The sequence below is a fragment of the Neorhizobium sp. T6_25 genome, assembly GCF_002968555.1.
Lineage (GTDB): Bacteria > Pseudomonadota > Alphaproteobacteria > Rhizobiales > Rhizobiaceae > Neorhizobium.
In genome coordinates this window covers 131,237-153,145 of the sequence record NZ_PVBL01000004.1, presented here as the reverse complement: position 1 = coordinate 153,145, position 21,909 = coordinate 131,237, and the positions used below count along the sequence as shown (strand labels likewise).

General features: G+C 63.1%; 23 protein-coding genes. 10 read left to right on the top strand and 13 right to left on the bottom strand.

Going from position 1 to position 21,909, the window contains the following annotated elements; translation table 11 throughout:
• Positions 1–6: 6 nt before the first annotated feature.
• Together guaD and puuD are read right to left on the bottom strand one after the other, a co-directional pair.
• The gene (gene guaD, locus C5L10_RS07195; protein WP_105429081.1) at positions 7–1,329 is read right to left on the bottom strand and encodes a guanine deaminase; all 1,323 of its coding nucleotides are present in this window, start codon (positions 1,327–1,329) and stop codon (positions 7–9) included.
• Positions 1,326–2,552: a urate hydroxylase PuuD gene (gene puuD / locus C5L10_RS07190; RefSeq protein ID WP_105429080.1), complete on the bottom strand. Its 1,227-nt coding sequence runs from the start codon at positions 2,550–2,552 to the stop codon at positions 1,326–1,328. Before puuD ends, guaD begins: the two co-directional genes overlap by 4 nt.
• A 301-nt stretch (positions 2,553–2,853) precedes the next feature.
• Here puuD and C5L10_RS07185 point away from each other — a divergent pair, with 301 nt between their 5' ends.
• On the top strand, positions 2,854–3,213 hold the full coding sequence (locus C5L10_RS07185; protein ID WP_105429079.1) for a hypothetical protein: 360 nt from the start codon (positions 2,854–2,856) through the stop codon (positions 3,211–3,213).
• A 72-nt stretch (positions 3,214–3,285) separates the two neighbouring features.
• Here the strand turns inward: C5L10_RS07185 and C5L10_RS07180 are convergent, their stop codons facing one another.
• Positions 3,286–4,182, bottom strand: coding sequence for a LysR substrate-binding domain-containing protein (locus C5L10_RS07180; RefSeq protein ID WP_105429078.1), 897 nt, complete (start codon positions 4,180–4,182; stop codon positions 3,286–3,288).
• Positions 4,183–4,298: 116 nt separating this feature from the next.
• Between C5L10_RS07180 and C5L10_RS07175 the strand changes: the two genes are divergently transcribed.
• Complete coding sequence (locus C5L10_RS07175; RefSeq protein ID WP_105429077.1) at positions 4,299–4,526, top strand: hypothetical protein; 228 nt, start codon at positions 4,299–4,301, stop codon at positions 4,524–4,526.
• 104 nt (positions 4,527–4,630) lie between these two features.
• The gene (locus C5L10_RS07170; RefSeq protein ID WP_046666617.1) at positions 4,631–5,011 is read left to right on the top strand and encodes a nuclear transport factor 2 family protein; all 381 of its coding nucleotides are present in this window, start codon (positions 4,631–4,633) and stop codon (positions 5,009–5,011) included.
• 6 nt (positions 5,012–5,017) lie between these two features.
• Here C5L10_RS07170 and C5L10_RS07165 read toward each other — a convergent pair whose 3' ends face one another.
• Positions 5,018–5,941, bottom strand: a complete 924-nt coding sequence (locus C5L10_RS07165; RefSeq protein WP_105429076.1) for a LysR substrate-binding domain-containing protein — start codon at positions 5,939–5,941, stop codon at positions 5,018–5,020.
• Between the two features lie 110 nt (positions 5,942–6,051).
• On the opposite strand from C5L10_RS07165, the gene C5L10_RS07160 reads away from it, so the two are divergent.
• Positions 6,052–6,285, top strand: a complete 234-nt coding sequence (locus C5L10_RS07160; protein WP_105429075.1) for a hypothetical protein — start codon at positions 6,052–6,054, stop codon at positions 6,283–6,285.
• Here C5L10_RS07160 and xdhC read toward each other — a convergent pair.
• From xdhC to C5L10_RS07140, 4 genes are all read right to left on the bottom strand, one after another.
• Positions 6,259–7,092, bottom strand: coding sequence for a xanthine dehydrogenase accessory protein XdhC (xdhC, locus tag C5L10_RS07155; RefSeq protein ID WP_105429074.1), 834 nt, complete (start codon positions 7,090–7,092; stop codon positions 6,259–6,261). The two genes, C5L10_RS07160 and xdhC, sit on opposite strands and share 27 nt — an antisense overlap.
• A 165-nt stretch (positions 7,093–7,257) precedes the next feature.
• Positions 7,258–9,594, bottom strand: coding sequence for a xanthine dehydrogenase molybdopterin binding subunit (xdhB, locus tag C5L10_RS07150; protein ID WP_105429073.1), 2,337 nt, complete (start codon positions 9,592–9,594; stop codon positions 7,258–7,260).
• Positions 9,594–11,066 carry a xanthine dehydrogenase small subunit gene (xdhA, locus tag C5L10_RS07145; protein WP_105429072.1) on the bottom strand — a complete coding sequence of 491 codons (1,473 nt, stop codon included), beginning with the start codon at positions 11,064–11,066 and terminating at the stop codon, positions 9,594–9,596. Before xdhA ends, xdhB begins: the two co-directional genes overlap by 1 nt.
• A gap of 76 nt (positions 11,067–11,142) precedes the next feature.
• The gene (locus C5L10_RS07140) at positions 11,143–11,919 is read right to left on the bottom strand and encodes a 3-hydroxybutyrate dehydrogenase (protein WP_105429071.1); all 777 of its coding nucleotides are present in this window, start codon (positions 11,917–11,919) and stop codon (positions 11,143–11,145) included.
• A gap of 207 nt (positions 11,920–12,126) precedes the next feature.
• On the opposite strand from C5L10_RS07140, the gene C5L10_RS07135 reads away from it, so the two are divergent.
• The 3 genes from C5L10_RS07135 to C5L10_RS07125 all read left to right on the top strand — a co-directional run bounded on the left by C5L10_RS07135 (position 12,127) and on the right by C5L10_RS07125 (position 16,064).
• Positions 12,127–13,053 (top strand): manganese catalase family protein, encoded by a 927-nt coding sequence (locus C5L10_RS07135; RefSeq protein ID WP_046666851.1) that lies wholly within the window; start codon positions 12,127–12,129, stop codon positions 13,051–13,053.
• Positions 13,054–13,191: 138 nt separating this feature from the next.
• Positions 13,192–14,685: a glycerol kinase GlpK gene (gene glpK, locus C5L10_RS07130; protein ID WP_046635473.1), complete on the top strand. Its 1,494-nt coding sequence runs from the start codon at positions 13,192–13,194 to the stop codon at positions 14,683–14,685.
• A gap of 119 nt (positions 14,686–14,804) precedes the next feature.
• The gene (locus tag C5L10_RS07125; RefSeq protein ID WP_105429231.1) at positions 14,805–16,064 is read left to right on the top strand and encodes a D-alanyl-D-alanine carboxypeptidase; all 1,260 of its coding nucleotides are present in this window, start codon (positions 14,805–14,807) and stop codon (positions 16,062–16,064) included.
• 52 nt (positions 16,065–16,116) lie between these two features.
• On the opposite strand, the gene C5L10_RS07120 is transcribed toward C5L10_RS07125, so the two are convergent.
• From C5L10_RS07120 to C5L10_RS07105, 4 genes are all read right to left on the bottom strand, one after another.
• Positions 16,117–16,545, bottom strand: coding sequence for a glyoxalase/bleomycin resistance/extradiol dioxygenase family protein (locus C5L10_RS07120; protein WP_046635474.1), 429 nt, complete (start codon positions 16,543–16,545; stop codon positions 16,117–16,119).
• Between the two features lie 92 nt (positions 16,546–16,637).
• Positions 16,638–17,093, bottom strand: coding sequence for a GFA family protein (locus tag C5L10_RS07115; protein WP_105429070.1), 456 nt, complete (start codon positions 17,091–17,093; stop codon positions 16,638–16,640).
• Positions 17,094–17,141: 48 nt separating this feature from the next.
• Positions 17,142–17,849, bottom strand: a complete 708-nt coding sequence (locus C5L10_RS07110; protein ID WP_105429069.1) for a glutathione S-transferase N-terminal domain-containing protein — start codon at positions 17,847–17,849, stop codon at positions 17,142–17,144.
• 85 nt (positions 17,850–17,934) lie between these two features.
• Positions 17,935–18,795: an N-acyl homoserine lactonase family protein gene (locus C5L10_RS07105; protein ID WP_105429068.1), complete on the bottom strand. Its 861-nt coding sequence runs from the start codon at positions 18,793–18,795 to the stop codon at positions 17,935–17,937.
• Between the two features lie 135 nt (positions 18,796–18,930).
• Here C5L10_RS07105 and C5L10_RS07100 point away from each other — a divergent pair, with 135 nt between their 5' ends.
• The 3 genes from C5L10_RS07100 (at position 18,931) to C5L10_RS07090 (ending at position 21,507) form a co-directional block, all read left to right on the top strand.
• Entirely contained in the window at positions 18,931–19,794 is an 864-nt protein-coding gene (locus C5L10_RS07100) for a helix-turn-helix domain-containing protein (protein ID WP_105429067.1), read from the top strand.
• 73 nt (positions 19,795–19,867) lie between these two features.
• On the top strand, positions 19,868–20,257 hold the full coding sequence (locus C5L10_RS07095) for a YciI family protein (RefSeq protein WP_105429066.1): 390 nt from the start codon (positions 19,868–19,870) through the stop codon (positions 20,255–20,257).
• On the top strand, positions 20,254–21,507 hold the full coding sequence (locus C5L10_RS07090; RefSeq protein WP_105429065.1) for an RNA polymerase sigma factor: 1,254 nt from the start codon (positions 20,254–20,256) through the stop codon (positions 21,505–21,507). The genes C5L10_RS07095 and C5L10_RS07090 overlap by 4 nt, the downstream gene beginning before the upstream one ends.
• Before the next feature lie 19 nt (positions 21,508–21,526).
• Here the strand turns inward: C5L10_RS07090 and C5L10_RS07085 are convergent, their stop codons facing one another.
• The gene (locus tag C5L10_RS07085) at positions 21,527–21,826 is read right to left on the bottom strand and encodes a DUF1905 domain-containing protein (RefSeq protein WP_245282773.1); all 300 of its coding nucleotides are present in this window, start codon (positions 21,824–21,826) and stop codon (positions 21,527–21,529) included.
• Positions 21,827–21,909 lie beyond the last annotated feature (83 nt).

The window sequence follows — 21,909 nt, the reverse complement described above, 5'->3', positions numbered from 1 at the left end:
ATGCCCTCAGACGGCGGGTCGGTCCACCTCGCCCTTCATCGCCTTGCCCGCCACATAGGTCTCAACCACGGCGCGGTCGTCGCCCATGGTCTGCAGCAGGAAGAGTTCCTCGGCCAGCGTCTTCACCGTTTCCATCCGCAGCCGCATGGCAGGCGTCGAGGCGCCGTTCAGCACCACGAGGTCGGCATCGGTGCCGGGCTCCAGCGTGCCGATATGTGCCGCCATAGACAGCGCCTCGGCATTGCCCCTTGTCATCAGGTAGAAGCTTTCGAGCGGGTTCAGGCGCTCGCCGAGGAGCTGCTGGATCTTGTAGGCCTCGTCCATGGTGCGCAGCATCGAATAGCTCGAGCCGCCGCCGATGTCGGTCGCGACCGCCACCCTGACCGGCTTTTGCCGCCGCATCAGCGATTTCATCGGGAACAGGCCGGAGCCGAGGAAGAGGTTGGAGGTCGGGCAGTGGACGGCGACGGCGCCGGCCTCGGACAACACGTCGGCTTCGCGGTCGGAGAGATGGATCGCGTGGCCGAGCAGGGTCTTGGGCCCGAGAAGGCCGTAATGGGCGTAGATGTCGGTATAGTCCCTGGCATCCGGATAAAGTTCGCCCGTGTAGCGGATCTCCTCGTGGTTTTCGGAGAGATGCGTCTGGATATGCAGGTCGGGAAACTCCTGCGCCAGCGCCTGGGCGGCCTTCATCTGGGCGGGCGTCGAGGTGATCGCGAAGCGCGGGGTGATGGCGACGTGGCAGCGGCCCTTGCCGTGCCAGTCGGCGATCACGGCTCTCGTTTCGTCATAACCCATCTGCGGCGTGTCGAGCAGGCCCTGCGGGGCGTTGCGGTCCATCATTACCTTGCCGCCGACCATGCACATGCCGCGCTTCAGCGCTTCGGCAAAGAAGGCGTCGGCCGAGGTCTTGTGAACGGAGCAATAAGCGACCGCCGTCGTGGTGCCGTGGCGCAGCAACTCGTCATAGAAATGTGTGGCGATGCGGGCCGCATGCTCGCTTTCGACGAACCGGCATTCCTCCGGAAAGGTGTAGGTGTTCAGCCACTCGAGCAGGTCGGCGGCATAGGAGGCGATCACCTGCATCTGCGGAAAATGCAGGTGCATGTCGATGAAGCCGGGCAGGATCAGATGCGGGCGGTGGTCGATCTCTTCGATGCCCTCGGGCGCGATCGCCTTGACCGTTCCGTAGCTGCCGGCAACCGAGATCTTGCCCCCGTCGATCAGCAGCGCGCCATCGCTCTCATAGGCGTAACTGTCCGTGTCGGTCAGGGAGTGCGGGGCGCGCTTGAAGGAAAGCAGCCGTCCGCGGATCAGCATCTGGGTCATCGGGATATCGTGCTTTCGTACCAGGCCACCAGCAGCCTGCGTTCTTCCGGCGAGATGGCGGTGACATTGCCAGGCGGCATGGCATGACTGCGGCCCGCCTGGATATAGATCTCCCGCGCGTGGGCGGCGATCTCCGCGTCCGTCTCCAGTTTGACGGATTTAGGGGTAAAACTGACACCCTCGTAAACAGGTTCCGCCGCATGGCACATGGAGCAGCGCGCCTGCACGACATCCCTTGCTGCACCGAAATGAGCGTTGGCGGCGAATTGCTGGGCGGCCGGGGTCATCGAGGTCTCGGTCTCGCCGGTCAGCGCCTTCGGAACGGTCGAGAGCCACATGATGACGATGAAGAGCAGCACCGTCACCAGCCAGGTCCAGGTCGGCTTGCCCTTGCGGGCATGGGTGGTGTTGAACCAGTGCCTGATCGTCACGCCCATCAGGAAGACCAGGGCGGCGATCACCCAGTTGAAATGGGTGGCGAACGCCAGCGGATAGTGGTTCGACAGCATGAAGAAGATGACGGGCAGGGTCAGGTAGTTGTTGTGCAGCGAGCGCTGCTTGGCGATGGCGCCGTATTTCGGGTCCGGCGTCCGCCCCGCGATCAGGTCGGCGACGACGATCTTCTGGTTGGGAATGATGATGAAGAATACGTTGGCCGACATGATCGTCGCGGTAAACGCACCGAGATGCAGGAAGGCGGCGCGGCCGGAGAATACCTGCGTATACCCCCAGGCCATGACGATCAGCACCAGGAAGAGCAGGCCCATCAGCCCCCAGGTGTTTTTCCCCAGCGGCGACTTGCAGAGCAGGTCGTAGATGATCCAGCCGACAGACAGCGATGCGAGCGACAGGCCGATCGCCTGCCAGGGCGCGAGATCCATCACGGTGCGGTCGATCAGGAACAGGTCGGCGCCGCCGTAATAGACGATGCAGAGCATCAGGAAACCGGAGAGCCAGGTGAAATAGCTCTCGTATTTGAACCAGGTCAGGTGCTCGGGCATCTGCGCCGGCGCCACCAGGTATTTCTGGACGTGGTAGAAGCCGCCGCCATGCACCTGCCATTCCTCGCCATAGACGCCGGCGGGCATGTTCGGGCGCTTCGTCAGCCCCAGATCGAGCGCGATGAAATAGAACGACGAGCCGATCCAGGCGATCGCCGTAATGACATGGAACCAGCGGGCGGCCAAGTTCAGCCACTCCCAAGCAATGGCATATTCGTACATTCAGTCTTCCCCTTTTGCCCCCCGACTCGTCACTCTGAGGAAAAAACTTCCCCAAGGGAAGAGGGGATGGCCTGGGACATTTTTGTCCGCGGTGGGAACTGTGGCCGCCGCTTCCAGTTCGCCCCCGCAATCTCTTAGATTACAATAGTAGGATATGCTCACTTGTGCATCGCAATAAATGAGGGTTAGGCCGGGTAACGCGACTCGAGTATTATGACAATTGCAAGTCAGCCGGTGAAAGCTTGGTATTGCGTGCGGTTTGAGCCGGTGGTGGGGGCATTCATCAACGGAGACTAAGCTCATGCGTGGTATTCTGACAGGTGTGATGATTGCATACGCGTCCTGCGTCTATGTCGGTTCGGCCAGTGCCCACGAGGCTCACGGTTCGAACGGCTCGACGTGGAAATACGATGGCTTTTGCTGCAACGGCGACAACCATACCGGCGATTGCCAGATGATCTCGACCAAAAACGTCAAGATCATCGACGGCGGCTACGAGATCATCCTGGGTCCCGGCGATCATCGGTTGATCACCCGCCCGCATGATTTCAAGCTGCCGCAGAGCCAGGCCAGGCGGAGCCAGGACGAAGAATATCATCTGTGCCTCTACCCAACCGAAGATACGCTGCGCTGTTTCTACGCCCCGGATATGAGCTACTAGAAGCAGCCACCGGACAAGTGCAATGTTCAGCCAGTTTTCCGTCCAGCAAAGCGGCGGATAGAAAACTGACTGCTAGTCCCGGAACGTCGGCATGGTTTTCCGCATGAAGTCGCGGAAGGCACGGATTTTCTTGGAGTTCCTGCGGGCTTCCGGGTAGACGAGCCAATAATCGCTGCCGTCATAGCCGAGGATGTCGAAAGGCTGAACCAGCCGCCCGAGGGCGATATCGTCGGCATAAAATTCCGGCTGCAGGATCCCGACCCCCTGGCCGGCGATCGCGGCGGCGGCCTCGAAGGCCTGCGCCCCGTACCTGCTCACCGGCCGACCGGTGAGATCGACCTCCGGCAGGCCGGCTGCGGCAAACCAGACCGGCCACCAGGGATCGCCGGGATCGATGATCCTGAGCTTCAGGATGTCTTCCGGTGTCTTCACGCCGCCGATCGTGGCGGCGAAATCCGGGCTCAGCATCGGCGTGAAATGATTGCGCATCAGAAAATGCCCGCGCAGGCCCGGCCATTCACCCTTGCCGCTGCGGATCGCAATGTCGGCCTGTGCCCGCGAAAAATCGATCATCTCCTGCGATGTCTCCAGCCTGACGGCAATGCCCGGGTTTTCGAGCTGGAAGGTGCCCAGATGGCGCGCCAGCCAGCGCGAGGCGAAGGTCGCCGTCGAATGGATGATCAGCGTGCCCTCCGATGCATCGTGCAGGGTGGAGAGCGCATCGCCCATGATCGCGAAAGCCTCGGTGATCCTCGGCGCCAGCCGCTCCCCCGCTTCCGTCAGCGAGACCTGCCGCGGCCGGCGCAGGAAAAGCTGTTCGCCGAGCGTGTCCTCCAGAAGCTTGATCTGGTAGCTCACCGCCGTCTGGGTGAGCCCGAGTTCCTCGCCGGCCCGGGTGAAGCTCATCAGCCGGGCAGCGGCTTCGAACACCCGAAGCGCATTCAGCGGAAACTGTTTCGACATTTTCATGGATAAGGTCTCTTGATCCGTGCAGACGGTAATTCGATTGGATTACCGAGGCTTTGGCGCGCAATCTACCTCCACAATCATCAAATGAAAACGGGGTATCCCGTTGGAGGCAAGAGATGTTTTCGATCCTCAACCGGCCGTTCGAGCAGTTTTACCCCAAGCTCGGCATTGCCGCTGCCATTCGCCGCCGCCTGGCTGTCCGCCGCAACAGTCTCGATCTGGAAGAGATGCCGCAATCCTGGCAACGGGACCTCGGACTGCTCGATGGTCGCGACAAGCGCGGCCCGCAGGACGAGGGCGCCTTCCACGCGGCAAGGCTCCTCTATTCGCAGCGGAATTTTTGAGCATGCGGCAGGTGGCGGGCTGGTCTGCTTGACGAGCAGCCATCGGCCCGCTTTATTCGCGGCGGGCCGCCTGGAGCCTGCCTCGATCGCTTGAAGGATTCTGAATGGCCCGGCCCTCTGACCTCGATCACATCGCCGGTCTCCTGCAGGCGAAGGCTTCCGCCCTCGTGCGGCAATCGAGGGCGGACCTGGAAGCGCTGCTCGACGAGGAATTCACCTATATCAATGCGCGCGGCGAGGTCTGCGACCGCCATCAGTATCTGGACCGGTACTGTTCCGAAACGGGCCTGCGTTTCCTGAAGCAGGAGACGACCGTGGTGCGGATTGTCCCATTCGAACCTGTCCTCGCCGTCGTGCTCGATTGCGAGGACGAATTCGAGTTCCGGGACGAGCGGTCCGGCGGTCTTTATCGCGCCCTCTACATGTTTCGCAAACAGGCGGACCGCTGGCTGTGGTGCGCCGGACAAGCCACCGAGATCCGGTAGCGCCTGCTAGATCGCCTCGATCCGATTTGCGCCCGTGGCCGCGAGGTCATCGGCGAGCGCCGCCTGGATCCAGGTCGCAAAGGCCGTGATCTTCGCCGCATTTCGCCGCGCCGGCGGGTAACACAGCCAATAGGTCTTGCCCTCGCCGACGCAGATATCGAAGGGCTGCAGGAGGCGGCCGGATGCCAGATCTTCCTGGAAGAGGAAGGGGCTCAGCATCGCCACGCCATGGCCGGATATCGCAGCCCTTGCCTCCAGATCGAGCGCGCCAAGGGCGTTGAGGCTGGTGTGCCGGATCTGATGCGGGTCGATGTGGGCCGCCTCGAACCATTCGTGCCACCCGTCACGGGTGTCGGTGATCCAGGGCAGTTTCAAAAGATCGGAAGGCTCCCGGATGCCACCCACGCTTTCCGCCAGTCGCGGAGACAGCATGGGCGCGTAGTTGAGCCGAAAGAGAGGATGGCTGATCAACCTGTCGGATGGCCGGGCGCTGATACAGATCGTGATATCGGCCGAACTATGGTGGTCGTTGTTATCCATCTGGCGCAGCAGGCGGACCTCGATTTGCGGGTGCAGGGCCTTGAAAATGTGGAGATGCGGCGACAGCCATTGCGCGGCAAACGATGGGGGCGAGTGGATTTCCAGCGTTTCCTCGATGCCGTTCCGCGTCGATTGCACCGCCTCGGTCAGCAGCGTGAAAGCCTCCGCCACCTTCGGAAGCAGCTTTTCACCCGTTTCGGTGAGTTTCAGCGCCCGTGGGCGGCGCAGGAAAACGGTGTCGCCGAGAAAATCCTCCAAGAGCTTGATCTGGTAGGTCACCGCCGTCTGGGTCATGCCGAGTTCTTCCGCGGCACGGGTGAAATTTTCCAGGCGCGCGACGGCCTCGAAGACCCGAAGTGCATTCAGCGGAAACCGGCGTGATAATTTCATCGATAAGTTCTCTTGATCGCGACCGACTGTATTTGAATTGGAATTTCCCGGCAATCGGCTCCATTGATGGTTGCAACCAAATAATCCTTTCCTGTCGATGTGGAGCAACCATGCTGTCCGCGGACGCCTATCCGTTGCCTTTGAAATCCTCCCGCCCGGTGTCCGCCTGGCGGCAGCTCGGCCGGTTTTTCCACAGGCTCCTGCAGCCCGCGGGTCCAAGCATCCCGGCACTGCCGGACGAGCTGCGCGGCGATGTCGCGCTCCCGGAAGCCGGGCCGCAAAGCCGTGAGGTGGCATTCTGGGACGGGAAACGGCGCTCAGGCGGTCGGGATCTGCCGCTTTGAGGTCTGCGCCTGCCGCGCGGCGTAAGTTTCCAGCAATTCGGCGGCGACGAGTGCTGCGATCACGGCCGGTCGCTTGTCCCTGACCGTCGTGCCGCCGATCGGCAGCACGAGACGGGGCAGCATGTCACCGCCGCCGCCCTCGCGCCTCAGCCAGTTGGCGAAGGTGGCGCGTTTGGTCCGCGAGCCGATCATGCCGACATAGGCAAGGTCGGTGCGTGCCAGTGCCTTTTGGGCAATCAGGAAATCCAGCGCATGGTCGTGGGTGAGGATGATCGCCGCGCCGCCGGCGGGAATCTTTTCGACAAAGGCTTCCGGCATCGCGGTCAGGTGTTTTTCCGTTTCGGCCGGCAGGTCTTCCAGCGCTTCGGCGCGGGTCTCTATGACGGTCACCGCAAAGGGCAGGGGTGTCAGCGCCCTTGCGAGAGACTGGCCGACATGACCCGATCCGAACAGGGTCACCGCCGGTCGGTCGTCTTCCTCGTCGCGCAGGCGCCTTTCCAGCGCTTCCGCCAGCTCCGGCGTCAACGGCTGGAAGGCAAGCCGGGTATGGCCGCCGCAGCACTGGCCGATCTCCGGCCCGAGCGGAATATCCATCACCGCCTCGCCACCGCCCGACAGCATCGCCCTGGCATTGTCGATCGCCATATATTCGAACTGCCCCCCGCCGATCGTCCCCCAGATCGCGTTGTCGGCGACCAGCATGAACGTGCCGGCTTCGCGGGGCGTGGAGCCCTTCGCCTCGTGGATCTCGACGAGGATTGTGTGTGGGTGGGTGGTGATGAAGGTGGGGAAGGAGAGGTCAGGCATGGCGGGGTGCGTGCCCCTCATCCGCCTGCCGGCACCTTCTCCCCGTCTGGACGGGGAGAAGGACAAATGCCGCGCCGCCCTCGTCCAACTGCAGCGTTGCGCTGGGCACGTCCCCTCGCCCCGCGTGCGGAGAGAGGGTTAGGGTGAGGGGCAATTGTCGAGCCATCACATCGCCTTCAGCCGCTCGACCGCCATCAGCACCCGTTCCGGCGTCGCCGGCGCGTCGAGTCTCGGGCAGGCGGAATAATCCGCCACACTCGCTACCGCCATCGACAGGGCTTCGAGCACCGAGATCGCCAGCATGAAGGGCGGTTCGCCGACGGCCTTGGAGCGGCCGATGGTCGGCTCGGCATTCTCCGCCCATTCGGCGAGCTTGACGTTGAACACTTTCGGCCGGTCGGAGGCGAGCGGGATCTTGTAGGTGGAAGGCGCGTGGGTGCGCAGGCGCCCCTTGTCGTCCCACCACAGTTCCTCGGTGGTCAGCCAGCCCATGCCTTGCACGAACGCGCCTTCAACCTGGCCGATGTCGATCGCCGGGTTGAGCGACTTGCCGACGTCGTGGAGGATGTCCGTGCGCTCGATCATGTATTCCCCGGTCAGCGTGTCGATCGACACTTCCGAGACCGCGGCGCCATAGGCGAAGTAGTAGAACGGCCGGCCGCGGCCTGCCTTGCGGTCCCAGTGGATGCGCGGCGTCTTGTAGAAGCCGGCGGCCGACAGCTGCACGCGGTCGTAATAGGCAGCCCGGATGAACGTGTCGAAGGGCACGATCTCGCCGCCGATCCGCAGGCGGTTCGGCAGGAACTCGACCTTGTCGCGGCCGACCTTCCATTGCCGCATGGCAAAATCGATCAGCCGTTCCTTGATCTGGCGGGCGGCGTCATAGGCGGCCATGCCGTTGAGGTCGGTGCCTGAAGAGGCGGCGGTGGCGGAGGTGTTGGGCACCTTGGCCGTGGTCGTTGCGGTGATCTTTACCCGGTCGATATCGACCTGGAACGTATCGGCCACCACCTGCGCCACCTTGGTATAGAGGCCCTGGCCCATCTCGGTGCCGCCGTGGTTCAGGTGGATCGAACCGTCATTGTAGATATGCACCAGGGCGCCCGCCTGGTTGTAGGCGGTCATGGTAAACGAGATGCCGAATTTCACCGGCGTCAGGGCGATGCCCTTGCGGATCACCGGGCTATGCGAATTGAACTCCAGGATCGCCTGTCGGCGGGCCTGGTATTCGGACGAGGTTTCCAACTCGTCGACAATCTTCGCGATGATATTGTCCTCGACGTCCTGATGGTAGGGCGTCATCGTCCGGTTCGAACCGCGCTGGCCATAGAAGTTCAGCTTGCGGATATCGAGCGGGTCCTTGCCGACCGCATAGGCGATCTCCTCGATGATCCGTTCGCCGCCGAGCATGCCCTGCGGCCCGCCGAAACCGCGGAAGGCGGTGTTGGAGACCGTATGGGTCTTCAGCGGCTGCGAGGTCAGGCGCACATGCGGGTAGAAATAGCTGGAATCGGCATGGAAGAGGGCGCGGTCGGTGACCGGGCCGGAGAGGTCGGCGGAAAAACCGCAGCGTGCCGCATAGATCGCGTCGACCGCGTGGATACGGCCTTCCTCGTCGAAGGCGACGTCGTAGTCGACGCGGAAATCGTGCCGCTTGCCGGTGATCGACATGTCCTCGTCGCGGTCGGGGCGGAATTTCACAGCCCGCCTCAGCTTCTTGGCGGCGACCGCCGCAAGTGCCGCGAACTGGTTGCCTTGCGTTTCCTTGCCGCCGAAACCGCCGCCCATGCGGCGGGTCTGCACGGTCACCGCATTGTTGGCGACGCCCAGCACATGCGCCACCATGTGCTGCACCTCGCTCGGATGCTGGGTGGAGGACCAGACGATCACCTCGTCGTCCTCGCCGGGGATGGCGAACGCGATCTGGCTTTCCAGGTAAAAATGCTCCTGGCCGCCGATATACATGTGGTTCTGGACCCGCAGGGGCGCGTTCTCAATCTCCGTTTCCGGCTCGCCGCGCTTCAGCGTCATCGGTTCGACGACATAAGGCGCGTCGTTTTCGCGGGCGCTGTCGATATCGGTCCAGTGCGGCAGGTCGCGGTATTCGATCTTTGCGAGCTTTGCCGCCCGGCGGGCCTGGTCGCGGGTCTCGGCGATGACGGCGAAGATGATCTGGCCGTGGAACTGGACGTTGGTGGTCGCCAGCAGCGGCTCGTCGTGCTGGCCGGTCGAGGCGACGTCGTTGAAGCCCGGAATGTCCTCCGCGGTGATCACCCAGACGACGCCGGGTGCGCTCTTCACAGCCGAAAGATCGATCGAGACGATTTCCGCATGCGCCCGGTCGGCAAGCCCGAGGCCGCCATGCAGGGTACCTGAGGGTTCCGGAATATCGTCGATATATTCGGCGGTTCCGGTGACGTGCTTGTGTGCTGAATCATGTTTCAGCGACACATGCATGCGGCCGTTGATGATCGGTTTGGTATCGAACGTGGTCTTGTCCATCACGCCTCCTCCGGCTCGAACCGGCGGAGTTCCGCCGGCGCTCCGGCGGTTTCGAGGAAGAAGCGGGTGAGCAGGTTGCGGGCGGTGAGGCTGCGGTATTCCGCGCTCGCCCGCCAGTCGGTGAGGGGCTGGTAGTCCTGCTCGAACGCGTCGCGCACGGCCGAGATGGCACCCCAGCTCCAGACCTCGCCGAGGAGCGCGTCCTCGACGTGTTTCGCCCGTTTCGGGGTCGCCGCCATGCCGCCGAAGGCGATGCGGATGGTCTCGACCTTGCCGTCGGCATCGAGCACGAGATGGAAGGCGCCGCAGAGCGCCGAGATGTCCTCGTCCCGGCGCTTGGAGATCTTGTAGACCGCGAAATGGCTGCCCTCTGCCGGGCGCGGCACGAAAACCTTCTCGACGAATTCGGTCGGCAGCCGGTCCTGCTTGCCGTAGCTCAGGAAATAGTCCTCGAGGGCGATGGTGCGGCGGCCGGAATGGGAGCGCAGCGTCAGTTCGGCGCCGAGCGCGATCAGCGGCGGCGGCATGTCGCCGATCGGCGAACCGTTGGCGATGTTGCCGCCGATCGTGCCCATGTTGCGGACTTGGCAACCGCCGATCCGATCGATCAGCCGGCCGAAGGCGGGGATTTCGTCGGAGAGCACGTCGAAGGCCTGAGTATAGCTGACGCCGGCGCCGATGGTGATGCCGGTCTCATCCGCCGTGATCGACTGCAGCTCGGTCAGGTGGTTGATGAAGATCACCGGGTTGAGGAGCCGCATCTGCTTGGTGACCCACAATCCGACATCGGTCGCCCCGGCGACGATCGTCGCCTCGGGTTCGTCGGCGAGGATATCGGCAAAGGCGGCGACGGAGGCCGGCACGATCGAGCGGGCGCCATCCTTGGTGATGATGGTCGTGTCGTTGCCCGAATGGATGCCCCAGAGTTTCGCCATGATCTGGATACGGTCGCGCTCCAGCGGATCGAAGAGCGAGCTCGGCCGGTTGACGGAGATATGCTCGGCCGCCTTGACGATCGGCTCATAGCCGGTGCAGCGACAGAGATTGCCCTGCAGCGCGCTTTCGATATCGGCGCGCGTCGGCGTGCCGTTCGAGAGCCACAGGCCATAGAGCGACATCACGAAGCCGGGGGTGCAGAAACCGCATTGCGAGCCGTGGAAGTCGACCATCGCCTGCTGCACAGGATGCAGCGCGCCGTCGCGGCCGGCCAGGTGCTCGACGGTCACCACATGGGTGCCGTGCAGTGACCCTAAGAACCGGATGCAGGCGTTGACGCTTTCGTAGCGCAGGCCGTGTTCCGTCAACCGCCCGATCAGCACCGTGCAGGCGCCACAGTCGCCCTCCGCACAGCCTTCCTTGGTACCCGTCAGCCGCCGCCTCAGGCGAAGATAATCGAGAAGGGTTTCCGTTGGTCCGAAATCTCCAAGGGTGACCTCATCTCCATTCACGATGAAGCGGATGGCTTCGCTCATTTCTCTCCTTCGTCCGCCGTTGCCGGCTTTGTGTTCCGTTACTGGCCCGTCCCGTCATTGGCCAGTTACTGTTCAATTACTGGGCGGTCCAGCCGCCGTCGATCGAGATATGCGTGCCGGTAATGCTCCTCGCCGCATCGCTCGCGAGATAGATCGCGGCCTGCGCCACTTCATCGATCGCCACGAATTCCTTCGTCGCCTGCAGCTTCAGCATTACCTCGGTCTTCACCTGTTCCTCGGTGATGCCGCGCTCGCGGGCGGTATCGGGGATCTGCTTCTCGACCAATGGGGTCAGCACGTAGCCCGGGCATATCGCATTCACGGTAATCCCGAATTCCGCAAGTTCCAAGGCCGCCGTTTTGGTTAGTCCTAAAATACCATGTTTGGCAGCCACATAGGCGGATTTGAACGGCGAGGCGACCAGCGCGTGAGCGGATGCCACATTGATGATGCGGCCTTTGCCACCCGCCTTCATCAGCGGGATCGTATGGCGCATGGTGTGGAAGGCGGATGTCAGCAGGATGGCGATCAGCTGGTCCCACTTTTCCGGCGGGAATTCCTCGATCTTCGCCACGTGCTGGATGCCGGCATTGTTGACCAGCACGTCGACCGTGCCGAAGGTCTTGGCGGCGGTCGCGATGAGGTCCTCGATCTCGGCGGGCCTGGTCATGTCGGCGCCATGGTAAAGCACCGTGCCTGCCCCCAGCACATCGAGTTCGCGGCGGGCCGCCTCGATCGCATCGGCCGGCCCGAAACCGTTGATGACGACATTGGCGCCCTCGGCGGCGAACGCTTTCGCAACACCGAGCCCGATGCCGCTTGTGGAGCCGGTGACGACGACGGTTCTGCTCATACCCAAATCTCCCTGCGATCCAGCCTTCCTGGGCGGCGTTCTTGTGCGCCGCAACGATCGCGGCAGGTTATGCGCAAATTCCGCGTTCTGGCAATCGGCATCGTCATGGGCGCCGTTGCCGCGAAAGCAACGTTCAGTCGAGAGGACGAGGAACATTCGGACGATCGTCCGGTTAGGTCGGCTTCCACTAACGAAAAGGACCATCCTATGTTCATGCGCGTCGATAAGCTGCAGGCGGAACTTCCTGTGCCCAAACGGGCCGATCCCAACGCTGCCGCTGCCCTCCAGGAACTCCTGGGCGGCAAATACGGGGAAATGTCCACGCTCGGGAACTACATGTTCCAGAGCTTCAATTTTCGCTCCAAGGAGAAGCTGCGTCCTTTCTACAGCCTTGTCGCGAGCATCACGGCCGAGGAACTCGGCCATGTCGAGCTTGTCAGCAACGGCGTTGCGATGCTCAACAACGGCCCCGACATTCCCGATGGCGACGCGATGCCCGGCGGGGACATTTCCGACGCGCCTTTCGAAGACATGAAGGACATCCGGCTTGCGGCCGCCTTCCTCTCGGGTGCCGGCGGCGCGATGCCGGTCAACAGCAACGGCGTCTCCTGGAACAACGACTTCATCACCACGACAGGCAATGTCGTGCTCGATCTGCTCCACAATTTCCACCTGGAATGCGGAGCCCGCCTGCACAAGCTGCGCGTCTATGAAACGCTTTCCGACCCGACCGGCCGCGAAGTGTGCGGTTACCTTCTCGTCCGCGGCTCGGTTCACGCGCATGCCTATGCGCTGGCGCTTAAGAAGATCACCGGCGTCGAGATCGAGAAATTCCTGCCGACGCCGAACATTCCGCTCGCCAACATTCCGGAATGCCAGAAATATCTGGACGAAGGTTCTCACCGGCGCCTCTACACGTTCAGCCCGGGCGACTACCAGGAAATGGCGGGCATCTGGGGCAATGGCGAAGTCGCCCTGCCGCTCGACCCGCCCGGCGAACTCGAAGTCGTCGACGGGATGCCGGAGGGCGGCAAGATCCACCAGCTCGTCGGAGTGCCCTCCGCATTCACGCCGGACTACGCGCCGGAGGAAATGTTCGAGATCGCCCAGAAGCTTTACCAAAAATCGCGGTGATCTCTGCCGGCGACTTCTGCCATGGGGGCACGCAAACAGCGTGTCCCCTTTTTCAATGACTCTCCATTTCCGTTTGACACTCCTTCGTTCCTTCTGCTCAAACCGTCCGGGCGCATTGCATGGACTGGGAGGAGCGGCATGGCGGGTTATGTTCTGGCGATCGATCAGGGGACGACTTCGACGCGGGCGATCGTGTTCGACGGCGACATGCGGATCGCCGGCATCGGCCAGAAGGAATTCACCCAGATCTTCCCGAAATCCGGCTGGGTCGAGCATGATCCGGAAGAGATCTGGGAGACCGTGCTCTGGGCGATCAAGCAGGCTCTGAAGGAGGCCAAGCTCCAGGCGTCCGAGATTGCCGCTATCGGCATCACCAATCAGCGCGAGACGGTCGTCGTCTGGGAACGCGAGAGCGGCAAGCCGATCCACAACGCCATCGTCTGGCAGGACCGTCGCACCGCCAGCTATTGCGAAAAGCTGAAGCGCCAGGACCTCGAAAAGCTGTTCACCCGCCGCACCGGTCTGCTGCTTGATCCCTATTTTTCCGGCACCAAGCTTTCCTGGATGCTCGCCAACGTCAAGGGCGCGCGGGCGAGGGCGGCCAAGGGCGAGCTCTGCTTCGGCACGATCGACACCTTCCTGATCTGGCGCCTGACCGGTGGGAAAAGCTTCGTCACCGACGCGACCAATGCCTCGCGCACCCTCATCTACAACATCGCCGATAACCGCTGGGACGAGGATCTTCTCGAAATCCTGCGCATTCCCGCCGCCATGCTGCCGGAGGTCAAGGATTGCGCCGACGAATTCGGCATCACCGACGAAAGCCTGTTCGGCGCGGCGATCCCGATCCTTGGCGTTGCCGGAGACCAGCAGGCGGCGGTGATCGGCCAGGCCTGTTTCGAGCCGGGCATGATGAAATCCACCTACGGCACCGGCTGCTTCGCGGTGCTGAATACCGGCGCCGACATGGTCCGCTCCAAGAACCGGCTGCTCACCACCATCGCCTATCGCCTGAACGGCGAGACGACCTATGCGCTGGAGGGCTCCATCTTCATCGCGGGCGCCGCCGTGCAGTGGCTGCGCGACGGGCTCGGCATCATCGAAAGGGCTTCCCAAACCGGTGAGTTGGCGGAAGAAGCCGATCCTCAGCAGGAAGTCTACCTGGTGCCCGCTTTCACGGGGCTTGGGGCACCCTACTGGGATGCGGAGGCGCGCGGCGCCATGTTCGGCCTGACGCGTGCGACCGGGCCTGCGGAAATCTCCCGCGCCGCGCTGGAGGCGGTCTGCTACCAGACCCGCGACCTCTACGACGCGATGCAGAAGGACTGGCGCAACGCCAACGGCAGCACGGTGCTGCGTGTCGATGGCGGCATGGTCGCCTCCGACTGGACGATGCAGCGGCTCTCGGATCTGATTGATGCTCCTGTCGACCGGCCAACCATTCTCGAGACGACGGCGCTCGGGGCGGCCTGGCTCGCCGGCTCGAAGGCGGGCGTCTGGCCCGACCAAAAGGCGTTCGCGAAAAGCTGGGCGCGTCAGCGGCGATTCGAGCCGCAGATGGACGAAAAGACCCGTGCCTCCAAGATTCGCGGCTGGAAGGATGCTGTCAGGAGGACGCTGACAAATGCCTAAGTCCTTATTTTCAATTAACCATCTTGTTAAAATTAGATTTAAATCCGCAATGCGTCATTTTCGCACCATGTTCGTTGCCTTATCTTCGCCGGCGACTTAGAGAGGGCGGCATGTTTCGAATTCAGCAGATTTTGGCTTTCATTTTGGTGCTTGGCGCCTCTCTGGCGGTCAGCCGTACGGCCGAGGCCGGCTACGCCCATTTCATCTATGATGTGAAGAGCGGCAAGGTTCTCGCGTCGGAAAACGCCGACGAGATCAACCATCCGGCGTCGCTGACCAAGATGATGACGCTCTACATGACTTTCGAGGCGCTGCGCGAAGGCCGTCTCAAATGGGATGAGGACATCCCGATGACACCGAATGCCGCGTCCAAGATCCCCTCCAAACTCGGTGTGCCCGCCGGTCGGACAATTACCGTTCGCGAGGCCGTCAACGGCATGATCGTGCGTTCGGCCAACGACGCGGCTGCGACGATGGGCGATTATCTCGGCGGTTCGGAAGACCGTTTCGGCGAGATGATGACCAGGAAGGCCCGCGCGCTCGGCATGAGCCGCACCGTGTTCCGCAATGCGTCAGGCCTGCCGGACGACTCCCAGGTGACGACGGCCCGCGACATGGCCCAGCTGGCTCTCGCGCTCATCCGCGACTTTCCCCGGGAATACCAGCTGTTTTCCGCCAGGAACATGGAGTTCCGCGGCAAGCGCCTGCGCGGCCACAACAACCTGATGTACCGTTATCCCGGCATGGACGGCGTCAAGACCGGCTTTACCAACGCTTCCGGCTACAATATCGCCAGCGCCGTCACCATCGACGGCCGGCGGGTGATCGGCGTGGTGATGGGCGGCAAGAGCGCCCGCAAGCGCGACGACCAGATGGCGGCGCTTCTCGACCGCTACGTGCCCGGCAACAATGCGGCATCCGGCGGTCTGGTGGCGTTCGAGACCCAGAAACGACCGGCCCAAGACACGCTGCCGCTCGCCTTTGCGACGCCTTCTCCGCGCAAGGAGATCACGCTCGGCGTAACGCCCAAGACCGCGATCGCCAACCTGTATGCGACGCCCCGGGCGACTGTTCCGAACGCTGCGCCATCCCCGACCGCGTCGTCTCAGGCAATGACGCCCCCGCAGCCGGCGGGCTCGGCCTGGCGCATCCAGATCGCCGCAGCCGCCAACCGCGATCAGGCATCCGCTCTGCTCGAAAAGGCAGTGCCGCTGCTCGCCCAGGGGTATGGCCGCGTCACGCCGAGCGTCGAAAGTTCTGCCGACGGCGGCAAGCAAATCTACCGCGCCCGTTTCGTCGGTTTTCCGGATGGCGATTCGGCCACGCGGGCCTGCTCGGTCCTGCAGGCAAAGGCGATCAGCTGCTTCGTAGTGCGATAGGCCGATAGAGCCCGCCGCCGGATCACCGGCGGCGTGCCGGTTTTCGTGGAGGTCAGCCCTTCACCGGCGCGTTCATCGCCCAGGCGACGCCGAAGGGGTCGCGGACCTGGCCGTAGCGGTCGCCCCAGAACATCACTTGCAACTCGGTTTCCACCGTCATGCCAGCATCGACGGCGCGTTTCCACCAGAAATCGATATCGTCGACCGGCAGCATCATGGTGAAGGCCTGCGGCTTTTCGAGTGGATGGCCGTAGTCCGGATAGGGGTCGCAGAGCATCACCGAGCTGCCGTTTATATAGAGATGGATGTGCATCGTGCGGCCCTGGTCATCCACCGGATGAAAGGACTCGATCTCGGCGCCGAGGGCCTTTTTGTAATACTCGGCAGCCTTCATCGCGCCGTCGAGCTGAAGATAGGCGACCACGCCGCCGCGGACGGGCGATTGCGCCTGCTTGTCGTTCGTCTGGGCATTCGTATCCATGATTTTCCCTCCTTGTTCGGATCATTCTCGTCCATGCCGGACGATACAAGGACGAAGGAGGGATGGGGATTCCGACAGGGGGCGGCGAAAAATCAGTCCCGTCCCGCAAATTCCTTCGCCAGGCCCTCATAGGCTTCCATCGGCGGAAAGGTTTTGTAGGAATACACGGCCGGCGTCGTCGCCCAGGGCAGCTTTTCGGACGTATAGGTCTCGATGAAGGGCGCGAACCATTGCGCGTCGTCGAGCATGGTCGGACGCAGGTTGACGAACCAGTCCATGCCGACCGGCCTGGTGAACATCCAGCTCTTGCAATGCGGGCAGTGGTAGTGGTGGGCGTCGCTGCCATGCAGGCCGCCGATCACCGGCTCGCCTTGCGTCACCTCGAACCCTTCTGAAGGGATCGCGGCGGAGAGCGAGAAGGCGCTGGCGCTCATCTTCTGGCAGCCGGTGCAGTGGCAGGCCATGGTCAGGATCGGCGGTGCGCTGATTTTTAGCCGCACCTGCCCGCAGCGGCATCCGCCTTCCATGGTGAGAGTGGGTTTCGGCATGTTTCTATCTCCATTTTCTCGACGGAATGCTGCCGCTGCGGCGTTCGATCAGGCCGGACGTTTCGGAATATCCAGGCCCCGCTGGACCGCAGGCCTTGCCAGCGCGCGCTCCAGCCATTCCGGTACGCGCTTCAGCTGGTCGTATTCGACGAATTCGCCGGCGCCGTAGAAGCCGATCAGGTTGCGCACCCAGCCGAGCATGGCAATGTCGGCGATCGAATATTCGTCGCCCATGATCCAGTCGCGGCCTTCGAGCCGGGTTTCGATGACGCGGATGATGCGGTGCGATTCCTTGGCGTAGCGGTCGCGCGGGCGCTTGTCCTCAATGTCCTTGCCGGCAAACTTGTGGAAGAAGCCGAGCTGGCCGAACATCGGCCCGACGCCCGCCATCTGGAACATCACCCACTGGATCGTCTCGTAGCGGCTGGCCGGATCGGCGGACATCAGCTTGCCGGTCTTTTCCGCCAGGTAGACGAGGATTGCGCCACTCTCGAACAGCGCCAGCGGCTTGTCGCCGGGACCGTGCGGATCGAGGATCGCAGGGATCTTGCCGTTCGGATTGAGCGACAGATATTCCGGACCCCAGGTCTCGTCGGCACCGATATTGATGAAATGCGGCTCGTAGGGCAGGCCGATTTCCTCCAGCATGATCGAAACCTTGACGCCGTTCGGCGTCGGCGTCGAATAGAGCTGCAGCACGTCCGGGTTCTGCGCGGGCCATCTGGAGGTGATCGGGAAGGCGGAAAGGTCGGCCATATCGGGGTTCCTTGGGAGGCAGAGTTTTTGTTCCCGCGGAATATAGCCACCGGCGCGCGATGCGCCAGTGGCGATCTCATCGAAGTCAGCGGGCGCTGGCGGGGAAAGCCGGCAGCTTGGCGACGTCGTCTGCGTCGTGCTGGATGATCAGCTTTGCGTTCAGCTGCTTGGCGATCCCGTTCATGCGCTCCATCGAGGCCAGGCTTTCGGCCCGGTCGATGTTGAAGGGCGGCACGCCGTTGTTTCCGATCTGCTCTTCGAAATGTACGACGTCGCCGGAGAGCAGCACCGGTCCGCTCTGCGGCAGTTTGACGAGCAGCGCGGTCTCGCCCTTGGTATGACCGGGCATGGCCAGCATCATCACCGAACCGTCGCCGAACACGTCGCGATCGCCTGAGACCGGGTCGATCTTCGCCTTGCCGTCCATCCAGGGCTGGACGAGCGCCGGCACGACCCCGAAGGGCAGGGGATTTTCGTGCAGGCTTTCCCAGTCGGCGGCGCCGATCATCAGCGTTGCCTTCGCAAACGTCGCTGCCTGGCCCATATGGTCGAAGTGGTTATGGCTGATGCCGACGATGCCGATCTGGTCCGGCTTGATGCCGATCTTTGCGAGTTGCGTCGGGATGTCGACGCTGAGCGACGGTGCCAGCGGCTGCGAGAGGTCCGGCGCCTTGCCGATCAGGGCGGTCGGCAGGCCGGTGTCCCAAAGCAGGTAATCGGCGCCGTGGCGGATCACGTAGCAGCTGTCGGTCAGGGTGCGGCTTTCGCCTTTATAAGCGAACGTATCGGAAAAGCTCGACAGGTCCTTGACCACGACCGAGCCGCAATCGAGCCGCCAGAGTTCGAGATCGGCTGCGGCCTGGGCGGAGCTGGACAGGGTGAGGAGGCCGGCGCCTGCGGCCAGAATGGAAGCGCCAAGGGTGGAAAGAGTGGCTAGGGTCTTCATCAAAAGTCTCCTGCGTTGAAGCCACCGCCTTCTGCCCCCGTTCCATGCTCCGTCAGGGCCGGATTTTTGCCGGCTTGAGCCCGAAACGCTCGGCTGGGGTATTTTTCGACTGGCATCCTCCGCTATAGTGCGGCGATGAACCTGATCGTCACCCAGCGCCTGCCCGATCTTTCCCGCCGCCTGCTCGACCGCCTGCGCCCTATGGTGTCGGGACGGCTGAAGCCCGGCATGAACGCCTATGCGGAGCAGCTGTTCATCTATTGCTGTTTCGACCGGGAAAAGGTGAAGGCGCTGGAGCTCGAAGATCCGATGATCGGCATCGTGCTCTACGGCCAGAAGGAAATCTGGCTCGGCGACCGGACGCATGCCTTCCCGCCGGGCTCCGTCTTCGTCCTGCCGGGCAAGGTGCCGATGGATGTCATCAACATTCCCGACGAGACGACCGGGTTCTACGTCGCGCTGCGCCTCGATGTTCCCTCGCTGCCGGAGGGGATTGCTCCGCTTTCGGCAACGGAGCGACTGGAAGGCGGCGAGGCGGGTTCGTTCGGCATCCCGCTCGGCGAAGATCTCGTGGAAGCGCTCTGCCATGCGGCGGCAGCGGTCACCGACGGGGCGGTCAGTGAAACGATCAAGCGCCTGAGGCTGACCGAGGTCCTGGCGCTGCTCAGGCCGCTGCCGGAGGCGCGGGCGCTGTTTCGCCAGAGCCTTTCGGAAGAGGTCGCCTGGCTGATCGCCACCGCACCCTCCGAACCCTGGAGCGTCTCCGACATGGCGGGAGAGCTTGGTATCGGCGCCTCGACGCTGCGCCGTCATCTCACGGCTGAGGGCACGTCCTTTCGCGCCATTCTGCGCCGCGAGCGCCTGAAGGCGGCCCACAGTGCAATTGCCTCAGGCGCGTCCAGCATCGCGGCGGCGGAGGCGGCGGGTTATGCCTCGCAGTCGCATTTCTCCCGCCGCTTCCGCGAAACGTTCGGCACCAGCCCGACCGGACGGCGCTGATCCAACAAAAAATTGCTGCGCCCTGTCGGCACCCGCGCTAATCCTTCGTCTTCATTAGGAGAAGGAGCTACGCATGCTTTACGCCATCCTTTGCTACGCCCATGAGGAAACCGTCTTCGCCTGGTCCAAGGAGGAAGAGGATGCCGTCATGGCGAAGCTCATCGAGGTGCAGACGCCTTACGCACAGGCCGGCAAGCTCGGCCCGGTCGGGCGGCTGATGCCGACGACCGCCGCCACCACGGTGCGAAAAGGCAAGGAGGAGCCGCTGGTGCTCGACGGGCCGTTTGCGGAAACCAAGGAAGTGCTGCTCGGTTTCTACACGCTCGATGTCGAGACGCTGGAAGAAGCGGTCGCCTTCTCGAAGGAGCTTTCGGCGGTCAATCCCGGCTCCAGCTCCTATGAAATCCGGCCCTTCTACGTCTTCCATCCCGGCGAGATCAAGAATAGCGAGACCAAGACATGACAGACATTGCATGGATCGATCTTGCGTTGACGGCGGCCCGGCCGCAGGCGCTCGGCGCGCTCCTTCGTTACTTCCGCGATCTCGATACCGCCGAAGAAGCCTTCCAGGAGGCGTGCCTGCGCGCCATCAAAACCTGGCCGGACAAGGGGCCGCCGCGCGATCCTGCCGCCTGGCTGATCTTCGTCGGCCGCAACAGCGGCATCGACGTCGTCCGCAAGCGCTCCAAGAACGATCCATTGCCGGAGGAGGAGGCCTTTTCCGATCTGTCCGACGCCGAGGGCGATATGGCCGACCGGCTCGACAATTCCCACTACCGCGACGACATCCTGCGGCTGATGTTCATCTGCTGTCATCCGGACCTGCCGGCGACCCAGCAGATTGCGCTGGCGCTCAGGATCGTCTCGGGCCTCAGCGTCGCGCAGATCGCCCGGGCCTTCCTCGTCGGCGACAGCGCCATGGAACAGCGCATCACCCGCGCCAAGGCCCGCGTTGCCAAGGCCGGCGTGCCGTTCGAGACGCCGGGACCTTCGGAACGGACAGAGCGGCTCGGCATCGTCTCGTCGATGATCTATCTGGTCTTCAACGAGGGGTATTCCGCCGGCATCACCAATCCCGACAGCGCTGCATTCTGCGACGAGGCGATCCGGCTTGCCAGGCTGCTGCTGCGCATCTTCCCGGCCGAGCCGGAGATCATGGGCCTTTTGGCGCTGATGCTGCTGCAGCATTCGCGTGCCAGAACGCGCATCGACAAGGACGGCCAGATCGTGCTTCTCGAGGACCAGGACCGCAGCCGCTGGGAAAGCAAGCTGATCAACGAGGCCCTGGCGCTGCTCGACAAGGCGATCCGGCACCGCAAGCCCGGCGCCTACCAGGTGCAGGCGGCGATCTCGGCGCTACATGCCCGCGCCGCGACGCCCAAGGATACGGACTGGAAGGAGATCACCATGCTTTACGGCCTGCTGGAACGGATCCAGCCATCGCCGGTGGTGACCCTCAACAAGGCTGTCGCGGTCTCGAAGCTCGAAGGACCGGAGGCGGCGCTCGAGATGATCGCACCGCTTGCCGACAAGCTCGACGGCTATTTCTATTTCCACGGGGTCAAGGGCGGGCTGATGATGCAGGCCGGCCAACGGCGCGAAGCCCGCGAGGCCTTCGACCGGGCGATCGCGCTTGCCAATTCCGCCGCCGAATGCGCCCATATCCGCCAGCAGATCGACAAGCTCGGCGCGGTGACGCCGCTGGCAGAGTAGGCGAGCGAGCCAGGCTCGGCTACCGCCGCGGGGGCCGTAGCGTCATCCCGACCAAAATCAGGTCGCCGGCCGTGATGCCGGTCTTTTTCCGCACGGCGTCCTTCAGAGGCAGGAGATAGGTCTCGTCCTTCGGAAACAGCGACGTGTAGAAGGAAACTCCGCCGATCGTCGCGTCGACCGGGATCACGCCCCATCCATATGTCAGAAGCTTTGACAGCCGCCTGATTTCCTCGGCATGGTCCAAGGGAAGCGGCGCGAAGAAGAAGGGCGAGGGACCTCGCCAGTGGATGACTTCGGCCTCGAATCTGAACTGGGTCACGGTTCCCCTCCCAATGCCTGCCATCCCATTCCCCAGGATATCTGGCCTATGAGCCGAAAAAAATCCATGACACTTGTCGGATA

Bases quoted from the DNA above. Each gene is read 5' to 3' on its own strand.
- xdhC (WP_105429074.1), bottom strand. From the start codon at position 7,092: ATGCCTGACCTCTCCTTCCCCACCTTCATCACCACCCACCCACACACA.
- C5L10_RS07185 (WP_105429079.1), top strand. From the start codon at position 2,854: ATGCGTGGTATTCTGACAGGTGTGATGATTGCATACGCGTCCTGCGTC.
- guaD (WP_105429081.1), bottom strand. From the start codon at position 1,329: ATGACCCAGATGCTGATCCGCGGACGGCTGCTTTCCTTCAAGCGCGCC.
- C5L10_RS07180 (WP_105429078.1), bottom strand. From the start codon at position 4,182: ATGAAAATGTCGAAACAGTTTCCGCTGAATGCGCTTCGGGTGTTCGAA.
- C5L10_RS07175 (WP_105429077.1), top strand. From the start codon at position 4,299: ATGTTTTCGATCCTCAACCGGCCGTTCGAGCAGTTTTACCCCAAGCTC.
- C5L10_RS07135 (WP_046666851.1), top strand. From the start codon at position 12,127: ATGTTCATGCGCGTCGATAAGCTGCAGGCGGAACTTCCTGTGCCCAAA.
- C5L10_RS07100 (WP_105429067.1), top strand. From the start codon at position 18,931: ATGAACCTGATCGTCACCCAGCGCCTGCCCGATCTTTCCCGCCGCCTG.
- C5L10_RS07140 (WP_105429071.1), bottom strand. From the start codon at position 11,919: ATGAGCAGAACCGTCGTCGTCACCGGCTCCACAAGCGGCATCGGGCTC.
- C5L10_RS07165 (WP_105429076.1), bottom strand. From the start codon at position 5,941: ATGAAATTATCACGCCGGTTTCCGCTGAATGCACTTCGGGTCTTCGAG.
- xdhB (WP_105429073.1), bottom strand. From the start codon at position 9,594: ATGGACAAGACCACGTTCGATACCAAACCGATCATCAACGGCCGCATG.
- C5L10_RS07170 (WP_046666617.1), top strand. From the start codon at position 4,631: ATGGCCCGGCCCTCTGACCTCGATCACATCGCCGGTCTCCTGCAGGCG.
- C5L10_RS07115 (WP_105429070.1), bottom strand. From the start codon at position 17,093: ATGCCGAAACCCACTCTCACCATGGAAGGCGGATGCCGCTGCGGGCAG.
- C5L10_RS07095 (WP_105429066.1), top strand. From the start codon at position 19,868: ATGCTTTACGCCATCCTTTGCTACGCCCATGAGGAAACCGTCTTCGCC.
- C5L10_RS07120 (WP_046635474.1), bottom strand. From the start codon at position 16,545: ATGGATACGAATGCCCAGACGAACGACAAGCAGGCGCAATCGCCCGTC.
- glpK (WP_046635473.1), top strand. From the start codon at position 13,192: ATGGCGGGTTATGTTCTGGCGATCGATCAGGGGACGACTTCGACGCGG.
- puuD (WP_105429080.1), bottom strand. From the start codon at position 2,552: ATGTACGAATATGCCATTGCTTGGGAGTGGCTGAACTTGGCCGCCCGC.
- C5L10_RS07110 (WP_105429069.1), bottom strand. From the start codon at position 17,849: ATGGCCGACCTTTCCGCCTTCCCGATCACCTCCAGATGGCCCGCGCAG.
- C5L10_RS07090 (WP_105429065.1), top strand. From the start codon at position 20,254: ATGACAGACATTGCATGGATCGATCTTGCGTTGACGGCGGCCCGGCCG.
- xdhA (WP_105429072.1), bottom strand. From the start codon at position 11,066: ATGAGCGAAGCCATCCGCTTCATCGTGAATGGAGATGAGGTCACCCTT.
- C5L10_RS07160 (WP_105429075.1), top strand. From the start codon at position 6,052: ATGCTGTCCGCGGACGCCTATCCGTTGCCTTTGAAATCCTCCCGCCCG.
- C5L10_RS07105 (WP_105429068.1), bottom strand. From the start codon at position 18,795: ATGAAGACCCTAGCCACTCTTTCCACCCTTGGCGCTTCCATTCTGGCC.